At 66.8% G+C, this 19,541-nt stretch carries 22 protein-coding genes; 12 read left to right on the plus strand and 10 right to left on the minus strand.

The genetic code is table 11. The features are described from left to right. Positions 1 to 112: 112 nt before the first annotated feature. From EL388_RS13250 to xerC, 7 genes are all read left to right on the plus strand, one after another. The gene (locus tag EL388_RS13250) at positions 113 to 961 is read left to right on the plus strand and encodes an LpxL/LpxP family acyltransferase (protein ID WP_232019136.1); all 849 of its coding nucleotides are present in this window, start codon (positions 113 to 115) and stop codon (positions 959 to 961) included. Continuing rightward, positions 958 to 1,830 (plus strand): LpxL/LpxP family acyltransferase, encoded by an 873-nt coding sequence (locus tag EL388_RS13255; protein ID WP_126463860.1) that lies wholly within the window; start codon positions 958 to 960, stop codon positions 1,828 to 1,830. The genes EL388_RS13250 and EL388_RS13255 overlap by 4 nt, the downstream gene beginning before the upstream one ends. After that, positions 1,823 to 2,332, plus strand: coding sequence for a GNAT family N-acetyltransferase (locus tag EL388_RS13260; protein WP_126463861.1), 510 nt, complete (start codon positions 1,823 to 1,825; stop codon positions 2,330 to 2,332). The genes EL388_RS13255 and EL388_RS13260 overlap by 8 nt, the downstream gene beginning before the upstream one ends. A gap of 135 nt (positions 2,333 to 2,467) precedes the next feature. Next, complete coding sequence (locus EL388_RS13265; RefSeq protein ID WP_126463862.1) at positions 2,468 to 2,884, plus strand: CoA-binding protein; 417 nt, start codon at positions 2,468 to 2,470, stop codon at positions 2,882 to 2,884. Further along, on the plus strand, positions 2,881 to 3,717 hold the full coding sequence (dapF, locus tag EL388_RS13270; protein ID WP_126463863.1) for a diaminopimelate epimerase: 837 nt from the start codon (positions 2,881 to 2,883) through the stop codon (positions 3,715 to 3,717). The genes EL388_RS13265 and dapF overlap by 4 nt, the downstream gene beginning before the upstream one ends. Further along, complete coding sequence (locus tag EL388_RS13275; protein WP_126463864.1) at positions 3,714 to 4,370, plus strand: DUF484 family protein; 657 nt, start codon at positions 3,714 to 3,716, stop codon at positions 4,368 to 4,370. The genes dapF and EL388_RS13275 overlap by 4 nt, the downstream gene beginning before the upstream one ends. Positions 4,371 to 4,528: 158 nt before the next feature. Beyond that, on the plus strand, positions 4,529 to 5,413 hold the full coding sequence (gene xerC, locus EL388_RS13280; protein WP_126463865.1) for a tyrosine recombinase XerC: 885 nt from the start codon (positions 4,529 to 4,531) through the stop codon (positions 5,411 to 5,413). Positions 5,414 to 6,032: 619 nt separating this feature from the next. Here xerC and lipB read toward each other — a convergent pair. Continuing rightward, positions 6,033 to 6,728 (minus strand): lipoyl(octanoyl) transferase LipB, encoded by a 696-nt coding sequence (lipB, locus tag EL388_RS13285; protein WP_126463866.1) that lies wholly within the window; start codon positions 6,726 to 6,728, stop codon positions 6,033 to 6,035. A 194-nt stretch (positions 6,729 to 6,922) separates the two neighbouring features. Between lipB and EL388_RS13290 the strand changes: the two genes are divergently transcribed. The 4 genes from EL388_RS13290 (at position 6,923) to EL388_RS13305 (ending at position 9,753) form a co-directional block, all read left to right on the plus strand. Continuing rightward, a complete protein-coding gene (locus tag EL388_RS13290) occupies positions 6,923 to 7,363 on the plus strand; it encodes a protein tyrosine phosphatase family protein (protein ID WP_126463867.1) in 441 nt (146 codons plus the stop codon). A 284-nt stretch (positions 7,364 to 7,647) separates the two neighbouring features. Continuing rightward, on the plus strand, positions 7,648 to 8,070 hold the full coding sequence (locus EL388_RS13295; RefSeq protein WP_126463868.1) for a thioesterase family protein: 423 nt from the start codon (positions 7,648 to 7,650) through the stop codon (positions 8,068 to 8,070). Between the two features lie 6 nt (positions 8,071 to 8,076). Then, positions 8,077 to 8,457, plus strand: a complete 381-nt coding sequence (locus tag EL388_RS13300) for a YbaN family protein (RefSeq protein ID WP_126463869.1) — start codon at positions 8,077 to 8,079, stop codon at positions 8,455 to 8,457. Positions 8,458 to 8,589: 132 nt separating this feature from the next. After that, positions 8,590 to 9,753, plus strand: a complete 1,164-nt coding sequence (locus tag EL388_RS13305; protein WP_126463870.1) for a hypothetical protein — start codon at positions 8,590 to 8,592, stop codon at positions 9,751 to 9,753. A 382-nt stretch (positions 9,754 to 10,135) separates the two neighbouring features. On the opposite strand, the gene EL388_RS13310 is transcribed toward EL388_RS13305, so the two are convergent. The 9 genes from EL388_RS13310 to EL388_RS13350 form a co-directional block, all read right to left on the minus strand. Beyond that, complete coding sequence (locus EL388_RS13310; protein ID WP_126463871.1) at positions 10,136 to 10,399, minus strand: YbeD family protein; 264 nt, start codon at positions 10,397 to 10,399, stop codon at positions 10,136 to 10,138. 40 nt (positions 10,400 to 10,439) lie between these two features. Beyond that, positions 10,440 to 11,288 (minus strand): D-amino acid aminotransferase, encoded by an 849-nt coding sequence (locus EL388_RS13315; RefSeq protein WP_126464114.1) that lies wholly within the window; start codon positions 11,286 to 11,288, stop codon positions 10,440 to 10,442. Between the two features lie 128 nt (positions 11,289 to 11,416). Next, a complete protein-coding gene (locus tag EL388_RS13320; protein ID WP_126463872.1) occupies positions 11,417 to 12,553 on the minus strand; it encodes a D-alanyl-D-alanine carboxypeptidase family protein in 1,137 nt (378 codons plus the stop codon). A 23-nt stretch (positions 12,554 to 12,576) separates the two neighbouring features. Further along, positions 12,577 to 13,503 carry a septal ring lytic transglycosylase RlpA family protein gene (locus EL388_RS13325; RefSeq protein WP_165919137.1) on the minus strand — a complete coding sequence of 309 codons (927 nt, stop codon included), beginning with the start codon at positions 13,501 to 13,503 and terminating at the stop codon, positions 12,577 to 12,579. Further along, entirely contained in the window at positions 13,500 to 14,597 is a 1,098-nt protein-coding gene (rodA, locus tag EL388_RS13330; RefSeq protein ID WP_232019137.1) for a rod shape-determining protein RodA, read from the minus strand. The genes EL388_RS13325 and rodA overlap by 4 nt, the downstream gene beginning before the upstream one ends. After that, entirely contained in the window at positions 14,594 to 16,564 is a 1,971-nt protein-coding gene (gene mrdA / locus EL388_RS13335) for a penicillin-binding protein 2 (protein ID WP_126463873.1), read from the minus strand. Before mrdA ends, rodA begins: the two co-directional genes overlap by 4 nt. Further along, on the minus strand, positions 16,564 to 17,121 hold the full coding sequence (gene mreD, locus EL388_RS13340) for a rod shape-determining protein MreD (RefSeq protein WP_126463874.1): 558 nt from the start codon (positions 17,119 to 17,121) through the stop codon (positions 16,564 to 16,566). Before mreD ends, mrdA begins: the two co-directional genes overlap by 1 nt. Further along, complete coding sequence (gene mreC, locus EL388_RS13345) at positions 17,118 to 17,960, minus strand: rod shape-determining protein MreC (RefSeq protein WP_126463875.1); 843 nt, start codon at positions 17,958 to 17,960, stop codon at positions 17,118 to 17,120. Before mreC ends, mreD begins: the two co-directional genes overlap by 4 nt. Positions 17,961 to 18,086: 126 nt before the next feature. After that, complete coding sequence (locus EL388_RS13350; protein WP_126463876.1) at positions 18,087 to 19,127, minus strand: rod shape-determining protein; 1,041 nt, start codon at positions 19,125 to 19,127, stop codon at positions 18,087 to 18,089. A 94-nt stretch (positions 19,128 to 19,221) separates the two neighbouring features. On the opposite strand from EL388_RS13350, the gene gatC reads away from it, so the two are divergent. Further along, positions 19,222 to 19,509, plus strand: coding sequence for an Asp-tRNA(Asn)/Glu-tRNA(Gln) amidotransferase subunit GatC (gene gatC, locus EL388_RS13355; protein WP_126463877.1), 288 nt, complete (start codon positions 19,222 to 19,224; stop codon positions 19,507 to 19,509). Positions 19,510 to 19,541 lie beyond the last annotated feature (32 nt).

The raw sequence follows: 19,541 nt of genomic DNA on the forward strand, positions 1-19,541 counted from the left end.
TCGCTGCAATTAACTCGGCGGCTCGTCTGTCACCAGACGTAGGGCGCATGCTAGCCTTGCGCGCTTTATTGGTCAATCCGGCCCGCACTTAAGTAATAATCCCCTCATGCGAGTGTTATTAAGGCTTTTCGCCTGGCTGCCCCTGCCGCTGACCCATGCCCTGGGCGCCGGGCTGGGTCGCCTGGTTCTGCTGCTGCGGCCTCGGCTGGGTCACGACATGGCGCTCAACCTGGGCCAGGCCGGGCTCAACACGGCCGGCCTGCGCGGCCGGGCCGCGGCCGAGCTGGGCAAGGGCGTGCTCGAGCTGCTGCCGATCTGGCTGCGGCCCTTGGGCCGCGCCCTCAGGCTGGTGCGCGAATGCCAGGGCTGGCAGCACGTCGAGGCCGCCGTGGCCCGGGGCCGCGGCGTGGTCCTGCTCTGCCCCCACCTGGGCAGCCAGGAATTGGCCGGGCTGTATTTCGCGCCCCATTTCCCGGTCACCGCCCTCTACCGCCGGCCGCGCCAGGACTGGTTCCACGAGCTGATGCTGGCCGGGCGCCAGCGCGGCCGGCTCACCACGGTGGAACCGGGCACCCGGGGCGTGCGCGCCATGCTCAAGGCACTCAAGCGCAACGAGTTCGTCTTCATCCTGCCCGACCAGACCGCGAGCAAGGGCGACGGCGCCTGGCTGCCCTTCTTCGGCCGCCCTGCCTACATGCCGCTCTTGCCCTACCGCCTGATCGAGGCCTCCGGCGCCACGCCGCTCCTGGTCTATGCCGAGCGTTTGTCCTTCGGCCGCGGCTTTCGCCTGCACATCGAACCGTTGGATCTGCCGGCCGAGCCGGCGCAGGCTGGGGCCGAGGTCAACCGCCGGATCGAGGCGGCGGTGCGCCGCCACCCCGCGCAATATCTGTGGAACTACCGCATCTATCGCTACCGGGCCGACTTCATGCCGCCACCGCCCGAGGCCGAGCCGGCATGATCACCCGCCTGGGCCTGGCCCTGCTCTGGCTGCTGTACCAGCTGCTCGGCGCCCGCGCCCTGGGTCGGCTGGGTGGCGCCCTGGGCGGCCTCATCTACCGTCTGCCCAACCGCCGCCGGCGGGTGGGCGAAACCAACCTGCGCCTGTGCTTCCCCGAGCAGACCGAGGCCGAGCGCGCCGCCCTGCTCAAGGCGCACTACCGCGCATTCTTCCGCGCCACCCTGCAGGAGGCGGTGTCCTGGTGGGGCTCGAAGGAACAGGTCGAGGCGCTCACCCGGATCGAGGGCTTCGAGCACATCGCGCCGCACATCGGCCGGCCGCTGATCATCCTGGCGCCGCACTTCATCGGCCTCAACCTCGCCGCCGTGCGGCTGTCCATCGTCCACTCGCCCACGGTCTCGATCTACGCCAAGATTCGCAATCCGCAGATCGCCCAACTGATGCAGCGCGCCCGCAGCCGCTTCGGGCCGATCGAGCTGTACGACAAGCGCGAGGGGGTGAAGCCGGTACTGCGCGCGATCCGACGCGGCCTGCCGTTCTACTACCTGCCCGATCTCGACCACGGCCGGCGCGACGCCGTGTTCGCCCCCTTCTTCGGCGTGCCCGCCGCCACCCTGACCGGCCTGTCGCGCATCGCCGCCTTGACCGGCGCCGTGGTGGTGCCCTGCATCGCCGAGCAGACCGCCGAGGGCTATGTCGCCCGCTTCTACCCGGCCTGGGACAACTTTCCCACCGGCGATGTCGAGGCCGACGTGCGCCGGATGAACGCCTTCATCGAAGACCGCGTGCGCGAGCGGCCCGAGCAGTATTTCTGGCTGCACCAGCGGTTCAAGACCCGGCCCGAGGGCGAGGCGCGCTTATATGATTGAAGAGATCGCCGTCGCCCCCCTGGCCCTGGACGAGGCCGAGGCCGTGGCCGAGCTCGCCCGCCTGATCTGGCATGCCCACTATCCCGGCATCATCAGCGTCGAGCAGATCGACTACATGCTGCGTGAGCGCTACAAACCCGGCCTGATCCGGCAGACTTTGGCGCGCGGCGACCGCTGGCTGGTGGCCCGCGCCGGCGATGTGTTGCTCGGCTTCGCCCACGGCTACGCCCTGATGGACGGCGACTACAAGCTGGACAAGTTGTATGTGCATCCGGACTATCAACGCCACGGCATCGGCCACCTGCTGATGGACCTGATGGCCGAGCACGCCCACCGCCACGGCTCGCGCCGCCTGGTGCTGCGGGTGAACCGGCACAACGCCAAGGCCATCGCGGCCTATCGCAAATACGGCTTCGAGGTGCTGGTGCCCATCGTCGAAGATATCGGTAGCGGATATGTCATGGACGACTACGTGATGACCAAGAACCTGGAGACCGCATGAGTGCCTCTACAGGCTGCCCCTCATCCCCCTCCCTTCTCCCGGAGGGAGAAGGGAGAATAACCCTCCCCCTCCGGGGGAGGGCAGGGTGAGGGAAATCGGCTTACCCAATAACCAAACGCATATCGAGATTTACCAATGACCTTTCCAAACCCCACCGACGACGAACTGCGCGCCCTGCTCAAAGGGGTGAAGACCATCGCCGTGGTCGGCCTGTCGCCCAAGCCGGGCCGGCCGAGCCATACGGTAGCCCGCGCCCTGCAGGGCTTCGGCTACCGCATCATCCCGGTGCGGCCGGCGGTGGACAGCGTGCTGGGCGAGAAGGCCTATGCCTCGCTGGCCGAGGTGCCGGATACGATCGACCTGGTCGATGTCTTCCGCGCCGCCGAGCACATCCCCGCTGTCGTGGCGGAATGCCTCGCGCTAAACTTGCCTGCGATATGGATACAGGAAGGCATCGTCCATGAGGCGGCGGCGGAAAAGGCCCGCGCCGCCGGCATGACGGTGGTGATGGATCGCTGCATCCTCAAGGACTACGTCGCGCTGTTCACATGAGCCAGACACTGAAATTCACCAAGATGCACGGCGCCGGCAACGACTTCGTCGTGCTCGACGGCATCCATCAGCGTGTCGCCCTGACGCCGGAACAGCTGCGCTTCATCGCCGACCGCCACTTCGGCATCGGCTGCGACCAGATCCTGCTGGTGGAGGCGCCCACGCAGGCCGGGGTCGACTTCCGCTACCGCATCTTCAACGCCGACGGCGGCGAGGTCAGCCAGTGCGGCAACGGCGCCCGCTGCTTCGTCCGCTTCGTCCACGACAAGGGGCTCACGAACAAGCGTGAGATCCGGGTCGAAACCGCCGCCGGCATCATCGTGCCCCGGCTGGAAGCCGACGGCCAGGTCACGGTGGACATGGGCCCGCCCCGGTTCGAGCCGGCCGACATCCCCTTCGTCGCCGAGGCGCGGGCGACCACCTATGTCCTGGACATTGCCGATGGCCCGGTCGAGATCGTCGCACTGTCCATGGGCAACCCGCACGCGGTGCTGGAGACCTGCAACATCGAGACCGCGCCGGTCGCCACCTGGGGCCCCGAGATCGAGCGCCATCCGCGCTTCCCGCAGCGGGTCAACGTCGGCTTCATGCAACTCGTGCATCGGCGCGCGATCAAGCTGCGCGTGTTCGAACGCGGCTCGGGCGAAACCCTGGCCTGCGGCACCGGCGCCTGCGCCGCCGTGGTGGCCGGCATTCAGCGCGGCCTGCTCGACCCCGTCGTGGAGGTGCAAACCCGCGGCGGAGCGCTTACCATTCGCTGGGCGGGCGGCGACGCCCCCGTCTACCTGACCGGCCCGGCCGTGACCGTTTTCGAAGGCGAAATCACACTATGAGCACCGACATCATCACGCACGAGCAAGTCGCCCGCTTCCTGCAGGACAACCCCGAGTTCTTCGCCCACTACACCGAGCTCCTGTCGCAGATCAACGTGCCGCACCCGCACAGCGGCCAGGCCATCTCCATCGGCGAGCGCCAGGTGCTGATGCTGCGCGACAAGGCGCGCGGCCTGGAAAACCGGCTGAAGGAGTTCATCCAGTTCGCCGAGGAGAACGACGCCATCGGCGAGAAGCTGCACCGGCTGTCGCTGGATCTGATGCGGGCGCGCGACCTGGAGTCGGCGCTGCAGGCGCTCTACCTCAACCTGGGCGAGAGCTTCGCCGTGCCCCACGTCGCCGTGCGCCTGTGGACCGGGCAGCCGCAGGACCTGCCCGAGTTCGGCCCGGTCAGCGAGGACATCCGCGTCATGGCCGAGGGCCTGACCGCGCCCCAGTGCGGCCACAGCGTGCCGGAGGAGGTGCGCGCCTGGCTGGGCGAGGCCGGTCCCCATCAGCAGTCCTTCGCCCTGGCCCCGCTGAAAGAGGCCAACATGAAGGGTCTCCTGGTGCTGTCCTCGGAAGACGCCCGCCGCTTCTACCCGGAGATGGGCACGCTCTATCTGCAGTGGCTGGCGGAGCTGACCGGCGCCGCCCTGTCGCGCTTCGTCTGACACCTTGAAAATCATGGTGCGCCGGACATTCGACCAGGTGCACCCCTCCCCCGCGAGCGGGGGAGGTTGGGAGGGGGAGCATTGTGGTGAACGAAACCGCCGCGATCTCCCCACCCTAACCCTCCCCACATGTGGGGAGGGCACATGAGGTCACGGTGATGAGCAACGGCTTCGCGCAATCCATCGACGCTTTCCTGACGCATCTCAAAACGCGCCACTACAGCCCGCGCACCCTCGACCTCTACGCCCGCGACCTCGCCCGGCTGGCCGAGCTGGCCGCCGGCCGCGCGCCCGGCGAGCTTGTGAGCCACGACATCCGCCGCTTTCTCGCCACCTTGAACGGCCGCGGCGTCGCCGCCAGGAGCCTGGCCCGCACCCTGTCGGCCTGGCGCAATTTCTATCTCTTCCTCGCCCGCAACAACCAGGCCGCGGCCAACCCCTGCGTCGGCCTGCGCCCGCCCAAGGGCGAGAAGCGCCTGCCCAACGCCCTGTCGCCGGACGAGATGGCGCAACTGCTGAGCGCGGACGAGGCGACCCCGCTCGCCCTGCGCGATCGCGCCATGTTCGAGCTGATGTATTCCTCCGGCCTGCGCCTGGCCGAGCTGGTGGGGCTGAACCTGGACAGCGTGGACCTGGACAGCGGCGAGGTACGGGTGCGCGGCAAGGGCTCGAAAGACCGCATCGTGCCGGTCGGCCGGCAGGCGCTGGCCGCCCTGCGCGCCTGGCTACCCGAGCGGCACGCCTTGAGTAAAGATCCGCAGGCCCTGTTCGTCGGCGCCCGCGGCGCGCGCATCTCGCCCAGCATGGTCAACCAGCGGCTCAAGCGCCTGGCGCTGCAGCACGGCGTCAACCGACGGGTGCACCCGCACGCCCTGCGCCACTCCTTCGCCTCGCACGTGCTGCAATCCTCGGGCGATTTGCGCGCGGTGCAGGAAATGCTGGGCCATGCCAGCCTGTCGACGACGCAGGTGTATACGCATCTGGATTTCCAGCACCTGGCCAAGGTGTATGACCAGGCGCACCCACGGGCGAAGAAGAAATAAAGCCGTCATTCCCGCGAAGGCGGGAATCCAGAGATGCGCTAAGGGCTTAGGAATTTGGTAAGGCATTTGTGCGCGGAAGGCTTTCAGCCGGGGGCGCCCGGCAGCGCGTTACTTTCTTTGCTCGTGCAAAGAAAGGTAACCAAAGAAAGCACGCCCCACTTCGCTGGCCTTCGGCTCCCCGAGTTTGAACAAAACGATTGGGCGGCTGCGTAACTCGCCCCTTCGGGGCTCAGACAGTACTCGCCGAAATCCCCCAATCGTTTTGCTCAAACTCGGCGGCTCAGAGGGGACTCAATATCCAAAGGCCAAACCCAGAGGGTCGGCGCACTGCGCCGACCCTCTCTCAAACAAACAGTATCCCCGCTTGCGGGAATTCAGCACGTTAGTTGAATTGCCCATCCCCTCTGACGCCGCCGGTGACGCTGGCGTCATGCAGGGAAGCCGAAGGCCGGCGAGTTTGTCTGAGCCCGAAGGGCGAGTTGGCGAGCCGCCTGCATGACGGCAGTGGCACCGGGGATTTCGGCGGAAGCGGGGCGACCTTCTTTTGGTTACTTTTCTTGGCCGAGCAAGAAAAGTGACTAGCCGCCGGGCTACCCCCGGCCAACTGCCTACCGCACACTCACGCCCCTAGTTCCTGCCCCTTGCTCCCTACCGCCTCATCCCGCGCAAACTGAAACTCCAGATTGCGCAGCAGGCCATCCAGTACCGCGCCGTATTCGGCCTTTACCCCCAGGTCGCGCAACTGGGTCACCGCCATGCCCTCGTAGCCGCAGGGGTTGATCGCCGAGAACGGCGTCAGGTCCATGTCCAGGTTGAGCGCGAGGCCGTGGTAGCTGCAGCCGTTCTTGATCCGCAGGCCCAGCGCCGCGATCTTGGCGTCGTTCACATACACCCCCGGCGCCCCCGCCTTGCGCTGGGCACGGATGCCGTACTCGGCCAACAGGTCGATGATCGCCTGCTCCATGCGCCGCACCAGCTCCTTCACCCCGATGCCGCGGCGCTTGAGATCGATCAGCAGATAGACCACCAGCTGGCCCGGCCCGTGATAGGTCACCTGGCCGCCGCGGTCGATCGGCACCACGGGGATGCCGATATCGCGCAGCAGATGTTCGCGCCTGCCGGCCTGGCCCAGGGTGAACACCGGCGGATGCTCGACGAACCAGATCTCGTCCACGGTGTCTGGCCCGCGCCCGGCGGTGAAGGCCTGCATCCGCCGCCAGGTCGGCTCATAGGCCACCCGGCCCAGCACGCGCACCAACAATTCCCCTCTCCCTTTGGGAGAGGGGCTAGGGGAGAGGGCGGCATCAGCCATCATGATCGTGACGGGGATTGCCAAGGACAGGAAGCAGGCATTAAATGCACGAAAGGCGGCCAATCAGAAAACAAGGGAGGGACGTAATGATATGCGAAACCGATACCGCACAGGCCGCATGAAAGGCTGGCCGGGATGCCCGGCATGGCCGGCCAGGCAATCCGGTTGAAGACAGGGTCTGCCCGTCCCCGCATCGCATGGACGCCGAAAACACCCACCAGGTCTTCGACTGGCTCTGGACCTCGGGCCAGCTCTCCGAGCGCGACATCCGGCACCTGCCCGACCTGGGCATCGAAGTGGTGATCAACCTCGCCCTGCCGACCTCGTCCAACGCCCTGGCCGGCGAGGCGGAGCGGGTGACCGGGCAAGGGCTGACTTATGTGCAGATTCCGGTGGCGTGGGGGCGACCCGAACTTGCGCAGTTCGAGCAGTTCCTCGGCGTGATGCGGGCCCTTGCCGGACGCCGCATCTGGCTGCACTGCGCCAAGAACATGCGGGTGTCGGCCTTCGTCTATCTCTATCGCCGCCTGGTGCTGGGCGAGGATGAGGCGGCGGCGGCCTTTCCCCTGCGGGCGGTGTGGCAGCCGGATGTGGTCTGGCAGGCGTTCATCGACGAAGTGCTGGCACGCTCGCAGTAGCGCGACGTATCGGAATCGTCGTTCCCGCGTAGGCGGGAACCCAGTAATAAAACTGGATCCCCGCCTTCGCGGGGATGACGGAACGCGATTTTGAAGAGTGCCCTACAATCACGCCACCCAGTAACAGGCTGTTGAAAAACGTAGCGAGGATGGCCAGATGCAAGGCGCACGGAGCGCAGCGACCGAGACATATCAAATAGATAGGCGAGGGAGCGAGCACCGCGCAACGCCGCAGATGGCCCACCGCAGTAGTTTTTCAACGGCCTGGTAAACGATAAACCGCCATGAAACCCACCCTCAAACCCGGCATCCGCTTTGAACACAAGTTCGTGGTGCCGCCCTCGAAGACCGTGCCGGCGCTCTACCCGGAAGCGCCGGAGTTCGTCGCCATGCCCGAGGTGTTCGCCACCGGCTTTCTGGTCGGCTTTCTGGAATGGGCCTGCATCAAGGCGGTGAACCCGCACCTGGACTGGCCGCGTGAGCAGACGGTGGGTACCCACATCGACGTCAGCCACGAGGCGGCGACGCCGCCCGGCCTGGAGGTGACGGCGACGGTGGAACTGGTGGAAGTGGACGGCCGGCGCCTGGTGTTCGCGGTGGCCGCGCACGACGGCGTCGATACGATCTCGCGCGGCCGGCACGAGCGCTTCGTCATCGACAAGGCGCGGTTCGACGCCAAGGTGGGCACAAAACGCAAAGCAAGCTAGCCCGCCATGTTCAACCTGTGGACCCTGCTCGGCCTGCTGTTCCTGCTGCTGGCCAGCGCCGGCCTGGTGCTGCCGCTGCTGCCGACCACGCCCTTCGTGCTGCTGGCGGTGGGCTGCTTCGCCCGCTCCTCGCCGCGCATGCACGCCTGGGTGCTGTCGAGCCGGCTGTTCGGCCCGACCGTGCGCAACTGGGAGCGCAGCCGCTGCATCAGCCGCCGCACCCGCTGGGTGGGCCTCAGCCTCATGCTGCTTTTGGGCGGGGTGTCGGTGTTCCACTTCATCCAGGCCGAATGGCTGCGTTACGCCGGCCTCATCCTGATCGGCATCGGCAGCGCGGTGCTGCTGTCGCTCAAGGTCTGCGCCAACGACAACGATTCGTCGGCCTAGCCAGCGGCAAGGCCCGGCCCCGGGCGGAAATTAAAGACGCCTATATCCCGATAAAAACCCCCGCTTTGCCTCGGCCCGCCCCCGCGTGCTGCAATGCCGGGCCTGTGATAGCTGCATTACCGGAGCCGCCCCATGCAAACTGGTCCAAGAGAGATCGTCACCCCCTTCCGCGAGATTCCGCTGGAGGTGCCGGAGGGCATGAAGCCCAACGAGTTCTTCAACAGCACCGAGAACCTCAACGACCTGGTGCACAACAACGGCCTGCTGCAGAACCCCGAGGGGCTGCTGCTCTATCGCAAGGCCCTGGGCCACAGCACCGAGTTCGACACCTCGATCATCTACAACACCTCGCAGAGCATCCTCGACCCCCTGGGCCGGCCGGTGCGGCGCACCCAGGTGCCCCAGCCAGTGCGCAACGTCTGGAACCGGATGAACCATGTGATCTACGACTACATGCTGGAGCAGTACCCCGACCCCGAGCGGCACCTGATCCTGGCCGGCGAGGCCAGCCTGGACGCCACCTGGCCGCTGACCTCGCCCGGCGTGCCCTCGATCCGCATGCTGCACAACCACTTCATCGTGTTCGACAAGGCGCAGCTCGCCGCCGCCCCGCTGGCCGACCCGAACAACCCCAACCTGACCGACGGCGGCCAGCATTCGCTGTTCCAGGCCTACATGCGCGATGTCTACCGAGGCTTCATCGAGGCGCTGGACCTGGAGGTCTTGCGGCCCTGCCAGTCCGGCTCGTGCAAGATCGCGCTCACCGGCTACCCGCAGGGCCTGCCGAGCTGGGAGGTGGTCGGCGGCTGTGCCGCGCTCAGCGAGCCGCGCTTCTGGAAAGAATACGACACCATCCTCAAGGGCTTCCTCGACTTCTACCGCACCTTCTTCGGCCAGGTCTCCACCCGCAACTCGCCCATGCCGCGCGACGTGTATTTTCCCGAGCTGGTGGAGGAGCGGCTGCTGTTCAACAACGACCTCTTGAAGACCGCGAAAATGGTGCGCGACCGCTGCATGCACGACGCCAAATACGCCAACGCCATCCGCTGGCAGCCGGCCTTCAAACAACTGATCTACCGCAACGACCGCGGCCAGCTCATCGTCACCATCAGCCAGAACTCCATCGGCAACGCCATCACCGAGTTGCTCGGCGTGGTGGTCAGGCGCGTGCCCGACGCAAAGGCCTATGCCCAGGCCGAGCCGCCCCTGATCGAGCGTCTGCTGGAAGTGCGCCGGCGCCTGGTGGAGGCCGACCTGGGCGAGCCGATCGCCACGCCGTACTGGAGCGCAGACTAGGGGTTCACTGAGGCTTCCCGCTGCCCGTCGGCCAGGCTTTTGAGTTGAGAAAAACAGCTTGTTGACGGGGAATCAAACTACCTTGGTCGGGCTCCCCCTCCCAGCCTCCCCCATAAATGGGGGAGGGGTCTGAGGCAGCGCCTGGTCTGAGCCCCTCCCAGCCTCCCCCATAAATGGGGGAGGGGTCTGAGGCAGCGCCTGGTCTGAGCCCCTCCCAGCCTCCCCCATAAATGGGGGAGGGGTCTGAGGTAGAGCCTGGTCTGAGCCCCTCCCGACCTCCCCCATCAATGGGGAGGGGAACTCCCTCCCCACTTGTGCACCCTGAAGGGCATAAAGGGAGGCTTGGGGTGGGGAGAACCGTGAGTGAAAAACCCAGCCTATCTCAAAGCACCACCTTGACCATCGGGTGCGCGGTCAGCTCCAGGTACAGCGCGTCGAGCTGCGATTTGGAGGTGGCGCGGATGGTGCAGGTCACGGCCAGGTAGTTGCCTGCCTTGGATGGCCGCATCTGCACGGTCTCGGCGGCGAAGTCGGGGGCGTGGCGCAGCACGATCCCAACCACGGTCTGGGCGAAGTCGTCGGTGCGCTCTCCCATGATCTTGATCGGGAAGTCGCAGGGGAATTCGAGCAGGGTGTCTTCTGGCATGTTGTCTATATGAGCGCTTTTACCGGAAGGACAAGCGGGCTCATGCCGCCCGCATCACGGTCTGCTTGAAGGCTTGGTAGGCCGCGTGCATCTTCCAGAACAGCGGGCCGGGCCGGCCGTCGGCGACCGGGCGGCCGTCGAGCCGGGTCACGGCGGTGACCTCCTTGGTCGAGGAGGTCAGCCAGATCTCCTCGGCGCCGCGCAGTTCAGCCTCCGAAACCTGCCGCACGGCATGGGCGAAGCCCTGGTTGGCGGCGATCTCCAGCACCACGTCGTAGGTGATGCCGGGCAGCATGAGGTTGGACTTGGGCGGCGCCAGGATGACGCCGTCCCTCACCACGAAGACGTTGCTCGCCGCGCCCTCGGTGAGAAAACCGTCGCGCAGCAAAATGGTCTCAGCGCAGCCGGCGTCGACCGCGAGCTGACGCAGCAGCACGTTGGGCAATAAGGCGATCGCCTTGATGTCGCAGCGCAGCCAGCGGTTGTCGACGGCGGTGACGGCACTGACGCCCTGCTCGACCAGCTCGCGCGGCGGCGTGGTCAACGGCGTGCTCATGATGAACACGGTCTGCCGCACCACCTTGGGGAAGGCGTGGTCGCGCGGGGCGGGGCCACGGGTGACCTGCAGGTAGATGCCCTGGTCCTCGGTCTCGGCGGCCTCGGCGATATGGGTAATGCACTCGCTCCACTCGGCCTCGGTCAGCGGGTTGGCCAGGCGGATGCCATCCAGGCTGTGCTGCAGACGACGCAGGTGCTCGGCCAGCCGGAACGGCCGGCGGTCGTAGACCGGGATGACCTCGTACACCCCATCGCCGAAGATGAAGCCACGGTCGAGCACGGGGATCTTGGCTTCTTCCAGCGGGAGATATTCACCGTTCAGATAAACGATCGACATAGGTTTGGTCGGCAGTATGCAGCAGTCAGCAGTCAGCAGTCAGCAGTCAGCAGTCAGCAGTCAGCAGTCAGCAAAGGCTAAATCTTTTACTGCCGGCTGCCTACTGCCGACCGACCGCTTGATCACTTGAACATCAGCAGCAGGCTGTCCCAGCCGCGACCGATGACGTTAGCGACGCCGACGCCCTGCAGGGCGACCAGCGGGAAGTCGCCTAGCGTCTGGCCGTCCAGCGAGAGGCGCAGGTTGGCCACCTTCTGGCCGCGGCTGACCGGGGCGAGCATGGGGTTGATGAAGTGCAGCTCGGCCTTCACCCGCTTGGCCGTGCCGCGCGGCACGGTGATGAAAAAGTCGTGGAGGAAGCCGGCATGCACCTCGTTCTCGCTGCCCTTGTACAGGCGGATGCGGGCCACGGCCTGGTTGGCGTTGTAGAGCCGGGCGGTCTCGAAGAACTGGAAACCGTAGTTGAGCAGCTTCTGGCTTTCCATGGCCCGCGCCGTGTCGGAGCTGGTGCCGACCACCACCGAGAGCAGGCGGCGCTGGTCGCGCTGGCTGGAGGCGATCAGGCAATAACCGGCGCTTTCGGTATGGCCGGTCTTGACGCCGTCGACGTTGGGGTCGAGCCAGAGCAGGCGGTTGCGGTTGGGTTGGGTGATGCCGTTGTAGGCGTATTCCTTCATGGAGTACAGCTTGTAGAACTCGGGAAATTCGCGGATCAGCTGCGCCGTCAGCCGGGCCAGGTCGCGCGCCGTGCTGTAGTGCTGCGGGTGCGGCAGGCCGGTGGCATTGACGAAGTGGGTCTGGCCCATGCCCAGGCGCTTGGCGGTCTGGTTCATCAGCGCGGCAAAGCTCTCCTCGCTGCCGGCGATGGCCTCGGCCAGCACGATACAGGCGTCGTTGCCCGACTGCACGATCATGCCCTTGAGCAGGTCTTCGACCATGGCCGGCTTTTTCGGGTCGAGGAACATGCGCGAGCCCTCGGCCCGCCAGGCCTTCTCCGACACCACCAGCGGCTGGTTCAGCGCCAGACGGCCGTCGCGGATGGCGCTGAAGGCGATGTAGGCGGTCATCAGCTTGGTCAGCGAGGCCGGCTCGACGCGGGCGTCGGGGTTGCGCGCCGCCAGGGGCTGGCCACTCTGGACATCGACCAGCAGCCAGGCGCGGGCCTCGATGGTGGGGGCCGGCGGCACCGGCAGCGCGGCGGCGGCCGGGCCGGCCAGGCAGAAGCAGAACAGGCAGAGCAGCGTCTTCAGTCTTTTCATCGGTCTCTCATCCATCTAGTCGTTTAGCCGCCAAGCTCGATCTTCAGCGGCCGGATGCCGAAGGCCTCCTGGATCGTCCGGCTGGCCTGGTCCAGCGCCTCGGCACTGGGGAACGGTCCGATCTGCACCTTGTGCAGGCTCCCCGCCTGCACCCGCCGCACGCCAAGCCCGAGCTTGCGGACGATCCGGGCGGCCAGGTCGTCGGCGGCGGTCGGATTGCCGAAGGCGCCGACCTGCAGGTAGCGGCCCGGCGCCGCGGCCTTGGCCGCCTCCGCTGCCGGCACCGCCGCTAGCGGTTTGGCCTCGGCCAACGGCGTTGGTTCCAGCAGCGGCGTCGGTTCCACCACCGGCTGCTCGACCCGGGCGATCTGGACGCCCTTGGCCGGCGCATCCTCGGCAAACACCCGCTCGACCTCGACCAGGGTCACCCCGCGCAGGATGTCGAGCTTGAAGGCCGCGGTGTAGGTGACGTCGATCAGGCGGTCGTCCTTGAACGGCCCGCGGTCGTTCACCCGCAGCACCACGCTGCGGCCGTTCTTCAGGTTGGTCACCCGGACATAGCTCGGGATCGGCAGCGTCGGGTGCGCCGCGGTCATGCCGTACATGTCGTAGAGCTCGCCCGACGAGGTGGCCTTGCCGTGGTAGCGCCGGCCATACCAGGAGGCGAGGCCGCGCGCCTTGTAGGGCTCTTCGGTGGTCTGCGGCACATACTGCCGACCCAGCGCCGTGTAGGGTTTGTTGGCGTGCCGGTGCAAAGGTTCCCACTTGGGCACGGCATCCGGGATCGCGGCCAAATCGGCCGGCGGGTTGTCGCCCGGGCCGTCGTCCAGGTAGTAGCCGCCCTTCTTGGGCGCGCCGGCGTCGGCCACCGGCGGCCGCGTGCCGACACTGGAGCAGCCGGCCAGATAGGCGGCGAGCAGGACGGGAAGCAGCAGGCGTTCCGGTTTCACGTCTTCACCAGTTTCTTGTGGCTGGCCGCGCTCATGACGATGCCGAAGCCGATCAATACCGAGAGCATGGACGTGCCACCGTAGCTTACCAGCGGCAGCGGTACGCCGACCACGGGCAGGATGCCGGAGACCATGCCCATGTTGACGAAGGCATAGGTGAAGAAAGTGAGCACGATGGAACCGGCCAAAAGCCGGCCGAACAGGCTGGGCGCCACGGCGGCCAGGGCCAGGCCACGGTAGATGATGGCGCCATATAGGAGCAGCAGGATCAGGTTGCCGAGCAGGCCGAATTCCTCGGAGAACACGGCGAAGATGAAGTCGGTGGTGCGCTCGGGCAGGAAATCGAGGTGGGCCTGGCTGCCGTTGAGCCAGCCCTTGCCGGCCATGCCGCCGGAGCCGACGGCGATGGTCGACTGGATGATGTGGTAGCCGGCGCCGAGCGGATCGGAGCTGGGATCGAGCAGGGTCAGCACCCGCTGGCGCTGGTAGTCGTGCAGGAAATGCCAGGCGAAGGGCAGGGCCGCCCCGGCCATGACGATGCCGCCCGCGATGATGCGCCAGGACAGGCCGCCGAGGAACAGGACATAGACGCCGGAGGCGCTGATCATCAGCGCGGTGCCGAGGTCGGGCTGGCGCAGGATGAGGCCGACCGGGATCAGGAGCAGCACGGCGGCCGTGGCGTAATGGCGGGTATTCAGGGTCTCCTGCCGGTAATGCAGGTACCAGGCGACCATCATCGGCACCGCCAGGCGCATCAATTCGGACGGCTGGATGCGGGTGACGCCGATGTGCAGCCAGCGACGGGCGCCATTGACCACCTCGCCGGCCACGGCGACGCCGACCAGCAGGATGACGCCGAGGATGTAGGCCGGCAGCACGAACTGCATCAGCCGCTGCGGCGGCACGTGGGAGATGGCGACCATGGCGGTCAGGGCGATCGAGATGTTGATCAGGTGATCGGTCAGCTTGTCGAGACTGGTGTTGGAGGCGCTGAACACGGTGACGATGCTCAGCAGCAGCAGCAGGCCGAGCAGGCCGGCCAGGGGCCGGTCGATGTGGCCGAACAGGCGTTTCATCAGGTGCCGGATATTCATCGTGTCGTCCTCGCCGCTGGCGTCGTGCGTAGCGCTTGTGTCGCCTGTTCAGCCGGCGGCGGCACATCCTCGTTCTCGCCGCTTTCGGCCGCCGCGTCTTCCTTCAGGGCCTCGGGAATCTTGCCCAGCAGCCAGTAGTCGATCACCTTGCGTGCGATCGGTGCCGCGGTGGAGCCGCCGTGGCCGCCGTTTTCCACCATCACCGCGACCACGATCTTGGGATCGTCGGCCGGGGCGAAGGAGATGAACAGGGCGTGGTCGCGGTGCCGCGCCGCCACCTTGCTTTCGTTGTAGCGCTCGCCCTGCTTAATGCCGATCACCTGGGCGGTGCCGGTCTTGCCGGCGAACAGGTATTCGGCGCCGGCACCGGCGCCGGCGGCAGTGCCGCCCGGCCGGGTGACGTCGACCATGGCCTCTTTGACCAGGCGCAGGTGCTCGGGATCGAGCTTGAGCTGGGCCGCGATCTTGGGCGGGTTCTGGGTGATGCGGCCGGTCATGGTGTCGCGCCAGCCGCGGAGCAATTGCGGCTGATAGACCGTGCCGTTGTTGGCCACCGCCATGGTCGCCACCGCCAGCTGCAAGGGCGTGGCCAGGGTGTAGCCCTGGCCGATGCCGGCGATCACCGTCTCGCCCGCCCACCACTGCTGCTTGAATCGTTTCTGCTTCCACTCCGGCGTCGGCATCAGACCGGTGAGTTCACCATCGAGGTCGATGCCGGTCTTGTGACCGAAGCCCAGCTGGGACAAAAAGCCGGACATCTTCTCGATGCCCATCTCGTTGGCCAACCGGTAGTAATAGGTGTCGCAGGAAATCACCACCGACTTCTTGAGGTCGACCACGCCATGGCCGTCCTTCTTCCAGTCGCGATAGCGGTGGCTGCTGCCGGGCAGCGAGTAGTAACCTGGGTCGGAGATGACGTCGCCCGGCTTGCGGTAGCCCAGCTCGAGGCCGGCCAGCGCCATGAACGGCTTGATCGTCGAGCCGGGCGGATAGATGCCGCGCAGGGCGCGGTTGACCAGGGGTTTGTCCGGTGAGTCGTTGAGCGCCCGCCAATTCGTCACGTCGATGCCATCGACGAACAGGTTGGGGTCGTAGCCGGGTTTGGACACCAGGGCGAGCACGCCACCGTTGCGCGGGTCGAGCGCGACCAGGGCACCGCGATAGGGGCCGAAGACGTTGGTCGCGATCTCCTGCAGTTTGGCGTCCAGATGCAGATAGACGTTGTTGCCGGCCACCGGCGGGGTCTGGGCCAGCACCCGCACCGCCCGGCCGCCGGAGTCGGTTTCGACCTGGGCGATGCCGGTGACGCCGTGCAGCAGGGTTTCGTAGCTCTCCTCCACCCCGGCCTTGCCGATGTGGTCGGAGCCGCGGTAGTTGGCGGCCTGGCCCGAGGCCTGCAGGCGGTCCTCGTCGCGCTGGTTGATCCGGCCGATATAGCCGATGACATGGGCGAAGGCATCGCCCATGGGATATTGCCGGAACAGCCGAGCCTTCACCTCGACCCCGGGGAAACGGAAACTGTTGACGGCGAAGCGAGCGACCTCCGCTTCGGTCAGCCGCAGCTTGATCGGCAAGGTCTCGAAGTTCTTGCTCTCGGCCATGAGCTTCTTGAACCGCTTGCGGTCGCCGGCGTCGATGCTGACGATCTCGGACAGGCGATTGATGGTGTCTTCCAGCTTGCCCGCCTTGGCCGGGGTGATCTCCAGGGTATAGGCCGCGAAGTTGTGCGCCAGCACGGTGCCGTTGCGGTCATAGATGATGCCGCGGGCCGGGGCATTGGGCATGAGCGAGATGCGGTTGTTCTCGGCCAGGGCGTGGTAGCGGTCGTATTCGACCAGTTGCAGCCAGACGAAGCGGCTGAACAGGACGCTGAAGGCGGCCACGACGATGCCGCTGGCAACCTTGATCCGGAAGTTGTAGCGACGCAGCTCCTCGTCCGGATTGACCATCCGCAGGGAAGTCGCCATCAGCCGCCGCGCACCTTGTCCAGCCGCGCCGGCCGCCCGGTCAAGCGGTCGAGCACGAAAGAGGCCGGCACCCACAGTGCCGCGGCGACCACGCCGGCCGCGAGATAACGCCAGTCGGGCTGGGCCTGACCGTATGCCATGCCCAGCAGCAGGACTAGCGCCTCCTGCAGGGGGAAGATCGGCGCCAGGTGCAGGGCCTGGCCCCGGGCGGAGAAGAAGTCGAGTCGGCGACGCAGCATCAGCACCACGAAGGTGGCCACGCAATAGGACAGGGCGTGCAGGCCGAACATCAGGCCGTGGGCGGCATCCATCATCAGGCCGAGGGCGAACGCCGCGCCCAGCGGGGCCAGGCGCGGGGCGTGGATGTTCCAGTAGATCAGCACCAGCAGGGCGAAATCGGGCACCAGCCACAAGGCGGCCTGGGGCCAGGGCAGCACGGTGAGCAGAAAACCGATGGCCAGGCTGAGATAGACCATGGTCCGGGTCGGCGGCCGCGCCAGCTGCTCGCCCTGGGGGATCAGCGGCTTGCTGCCGGTGGATTTGGCCGGGCCGCTCATGCGCGTGCCTCCGGCAACAAGATCACCACGTGGCGATGCCGGCCAATGCCGCCGAGCGGCTGGCAGGTCGCCCGGGCGAAGGGGTTGTGCCGGGGCAGCTCGATCCCCAGTACCCTGGCCACCGGCAGGCCGGCCGGGTAGACGCCGTCCAGGCCGGAGGTGACCAGGATGTCGCCCGGCTTGAGGTCGGCGTGCAGATCCAAATAGCGCACTTCCAGCAGACTGTCGTTGCCCATGCCCGAGACCAGGATGCGCATGCCGTTGCGCGTGGCCTGCACCGGCGCCGACTGGTTGCGGTCGGTGAGCAGGGTGACCTCGGCCGAGGCCGGGAAGACCTGGGTGACCTGGCCGATCAGACCGGCTTCGTCGATTACGGGGCGGCCGGCGATCACGCCGTGCAGGCTGCCGCGATTGACGATGACCTTGCGCGCGAAGGGGTCCTGCTCGGCCCGGATGATCTCGGCCGGCACCCGGGTCAGCCCCGGCGCCGGCGGCAGGCCGGCCAGGGTGTGCAGACGCACGTTCTCGGCCTGCAGGGCCTGATACTCCTGCAGCCGCGCGCGCAACAGCTCGCGCTCGCGCAGCAGCCGGTTGCGCTCGTTCAGCAATTCGCTGTGCACCGTGAAGAAGCCGCCGGCATTGGCCAGGAAGTCGAAGGGCCAGATGACGGCCTGCTGGGCGGGGTGGATGACGGCATTGAAGCCGGCGCGCACCTTGCCCAGGGCGTCGTAGCGGCTGTCGGCCGCCATCAGGGTGAGACAGGCCAGGAGGTAGATGCCGAAACGGGCGGTCAGGCCCATCTCTCTGACGAACATCGGCGCCTGGGTAGCGGGGGACATGGCCTAACTCAGCAAGCCGCGCCGGGGGACGGCGTGCGGGGGGTTTCGGGGAGACGCCGGCACTGCCGACCGGTTGCCGGTCGGTTATGCAGGGCAGGAATTGATCCGGCGAAGTTCAGTGGCACCTCAGTCGTTGGTGAACACGGTGGACAGCTGATCCATCTCTTCCAGCGCCCGGCCCGAGCCGCGCACCACGCAACCCAGCGGCTCTTCGGCGATGATCACCGGCAGGCCGGTCTCTTCCATCAGCAGGCGGTCGATGTCGCGCAGCAAGGCGCCGCCACCGGTGAGCACCATGCCCTTCTCGGCGATGTCGGCGCCGAGCTCGGGCGGGGTCTGCTCCAGGGCCGACTTCACCGCGGAGACGATGGTGTTGAGCGGCTCGGTCAGCGCCTCCAGGATCTCGTTCGAGGTGATGGTGAAGCTGCGCGGGATGCCCTCGGCCAGGTTGCGGCCCTTGACTTCCATCTCGCGCACTTCGGAGCCGGGGAAGGCCGAGCCCATTTCTTTCTTGATGGTTTCCGCCGTGGTCTCGCCGATCAGCATGCCGTAGTTGCGGCGGATGTAGTTGATGATGGCCTCGTCGAACTTGTCGCCGCCGACCCGGACCGAGGTCGAATAGACCAGGCCGCCCAGGGAGGTGACGCCCACCTCGGTGGTGCCGCCGCCGATGTCGACCACCATGGAGCCGGTCGCCTCGGCCACCGGCAGGCCGGAGCCGATCGCGGCCGCCATCGGCTCCTCGATCAGATAGACCTGGCGGGCGCCGGCGCCCAGGGCCGATTCGCGGATGGCGCGGCGCTCGACCTGGGTCGCGCCCGAGGGCACGCAGATGATGATGCGCGGGCTCGGGTGGAACAGCCGGGTGTCGTGCACCTTCTTGATGAAGTATTTCAACATCTGCTCGGTGACGTTGAAGTCGGCGATCACGCCGTCCTTCATCGGCCGGATCGCCTGGATGTTGCCCGGCGTGCGGCCCAGCATCTGCTTGGCCTCGATGCCCACCGCCTGGATGGTCTTCTTGCCGGAGGGGCCTTCGTGGCGAATCGCCACGACGGAGGGCTCGTCCAGCACGATGCCCTTGCCCCGAACATAGATCAGGGTGTTGGCCGTACCGAGGTCGATGGCAAGATCGGTGGAGAAGTAACCGCGAAGCAATCCAAACATACGTTATCCAGGCCCTATCCGGCGAATCAGAAAATTGCCCGATTATGATACCCTACAAGGGTTTTTGCCATAGTTTCCAACGCCAAATATCGTCATGTCGCTCTCCCACCAGGACATCCTCCGCATCGCCCGCTTGGCCCGCATCCGTGTGACCGAGGCCGAGGCCGCCCAGACCGGCGAGCAGCTCAACGGCATCTTCCGGCTGATCGAGCAGATGCAGGCGGTGGACACCCGCGGCGTCACCCCCATGGCCCATGCCCAGGAGGTCTATCAGCGCCTGCGCGAGGATGTCGTGACCGAGACCGACCGGCGCGCCGCCTTCCAGGCCATTGCGCCGCAGACCGAGGCGGGCCTGTATCTGGTGCCCAAGGTGATCGAGTAATCAGCCGGCAGTTTGCAGTGGGCAGGAATTTC

The organism is Sulfuritortus calidifontis (assembly GCF_003967275.1).
In the GTDB taxonomy this organism is placed as follows: domain Bacteria; phylum Pseudomonadota; class Gammaproteobacteria; order Burkholderiales; family Thiobacillaceae; genus Sulfuritortus; species Sulfuritortus calidifontis.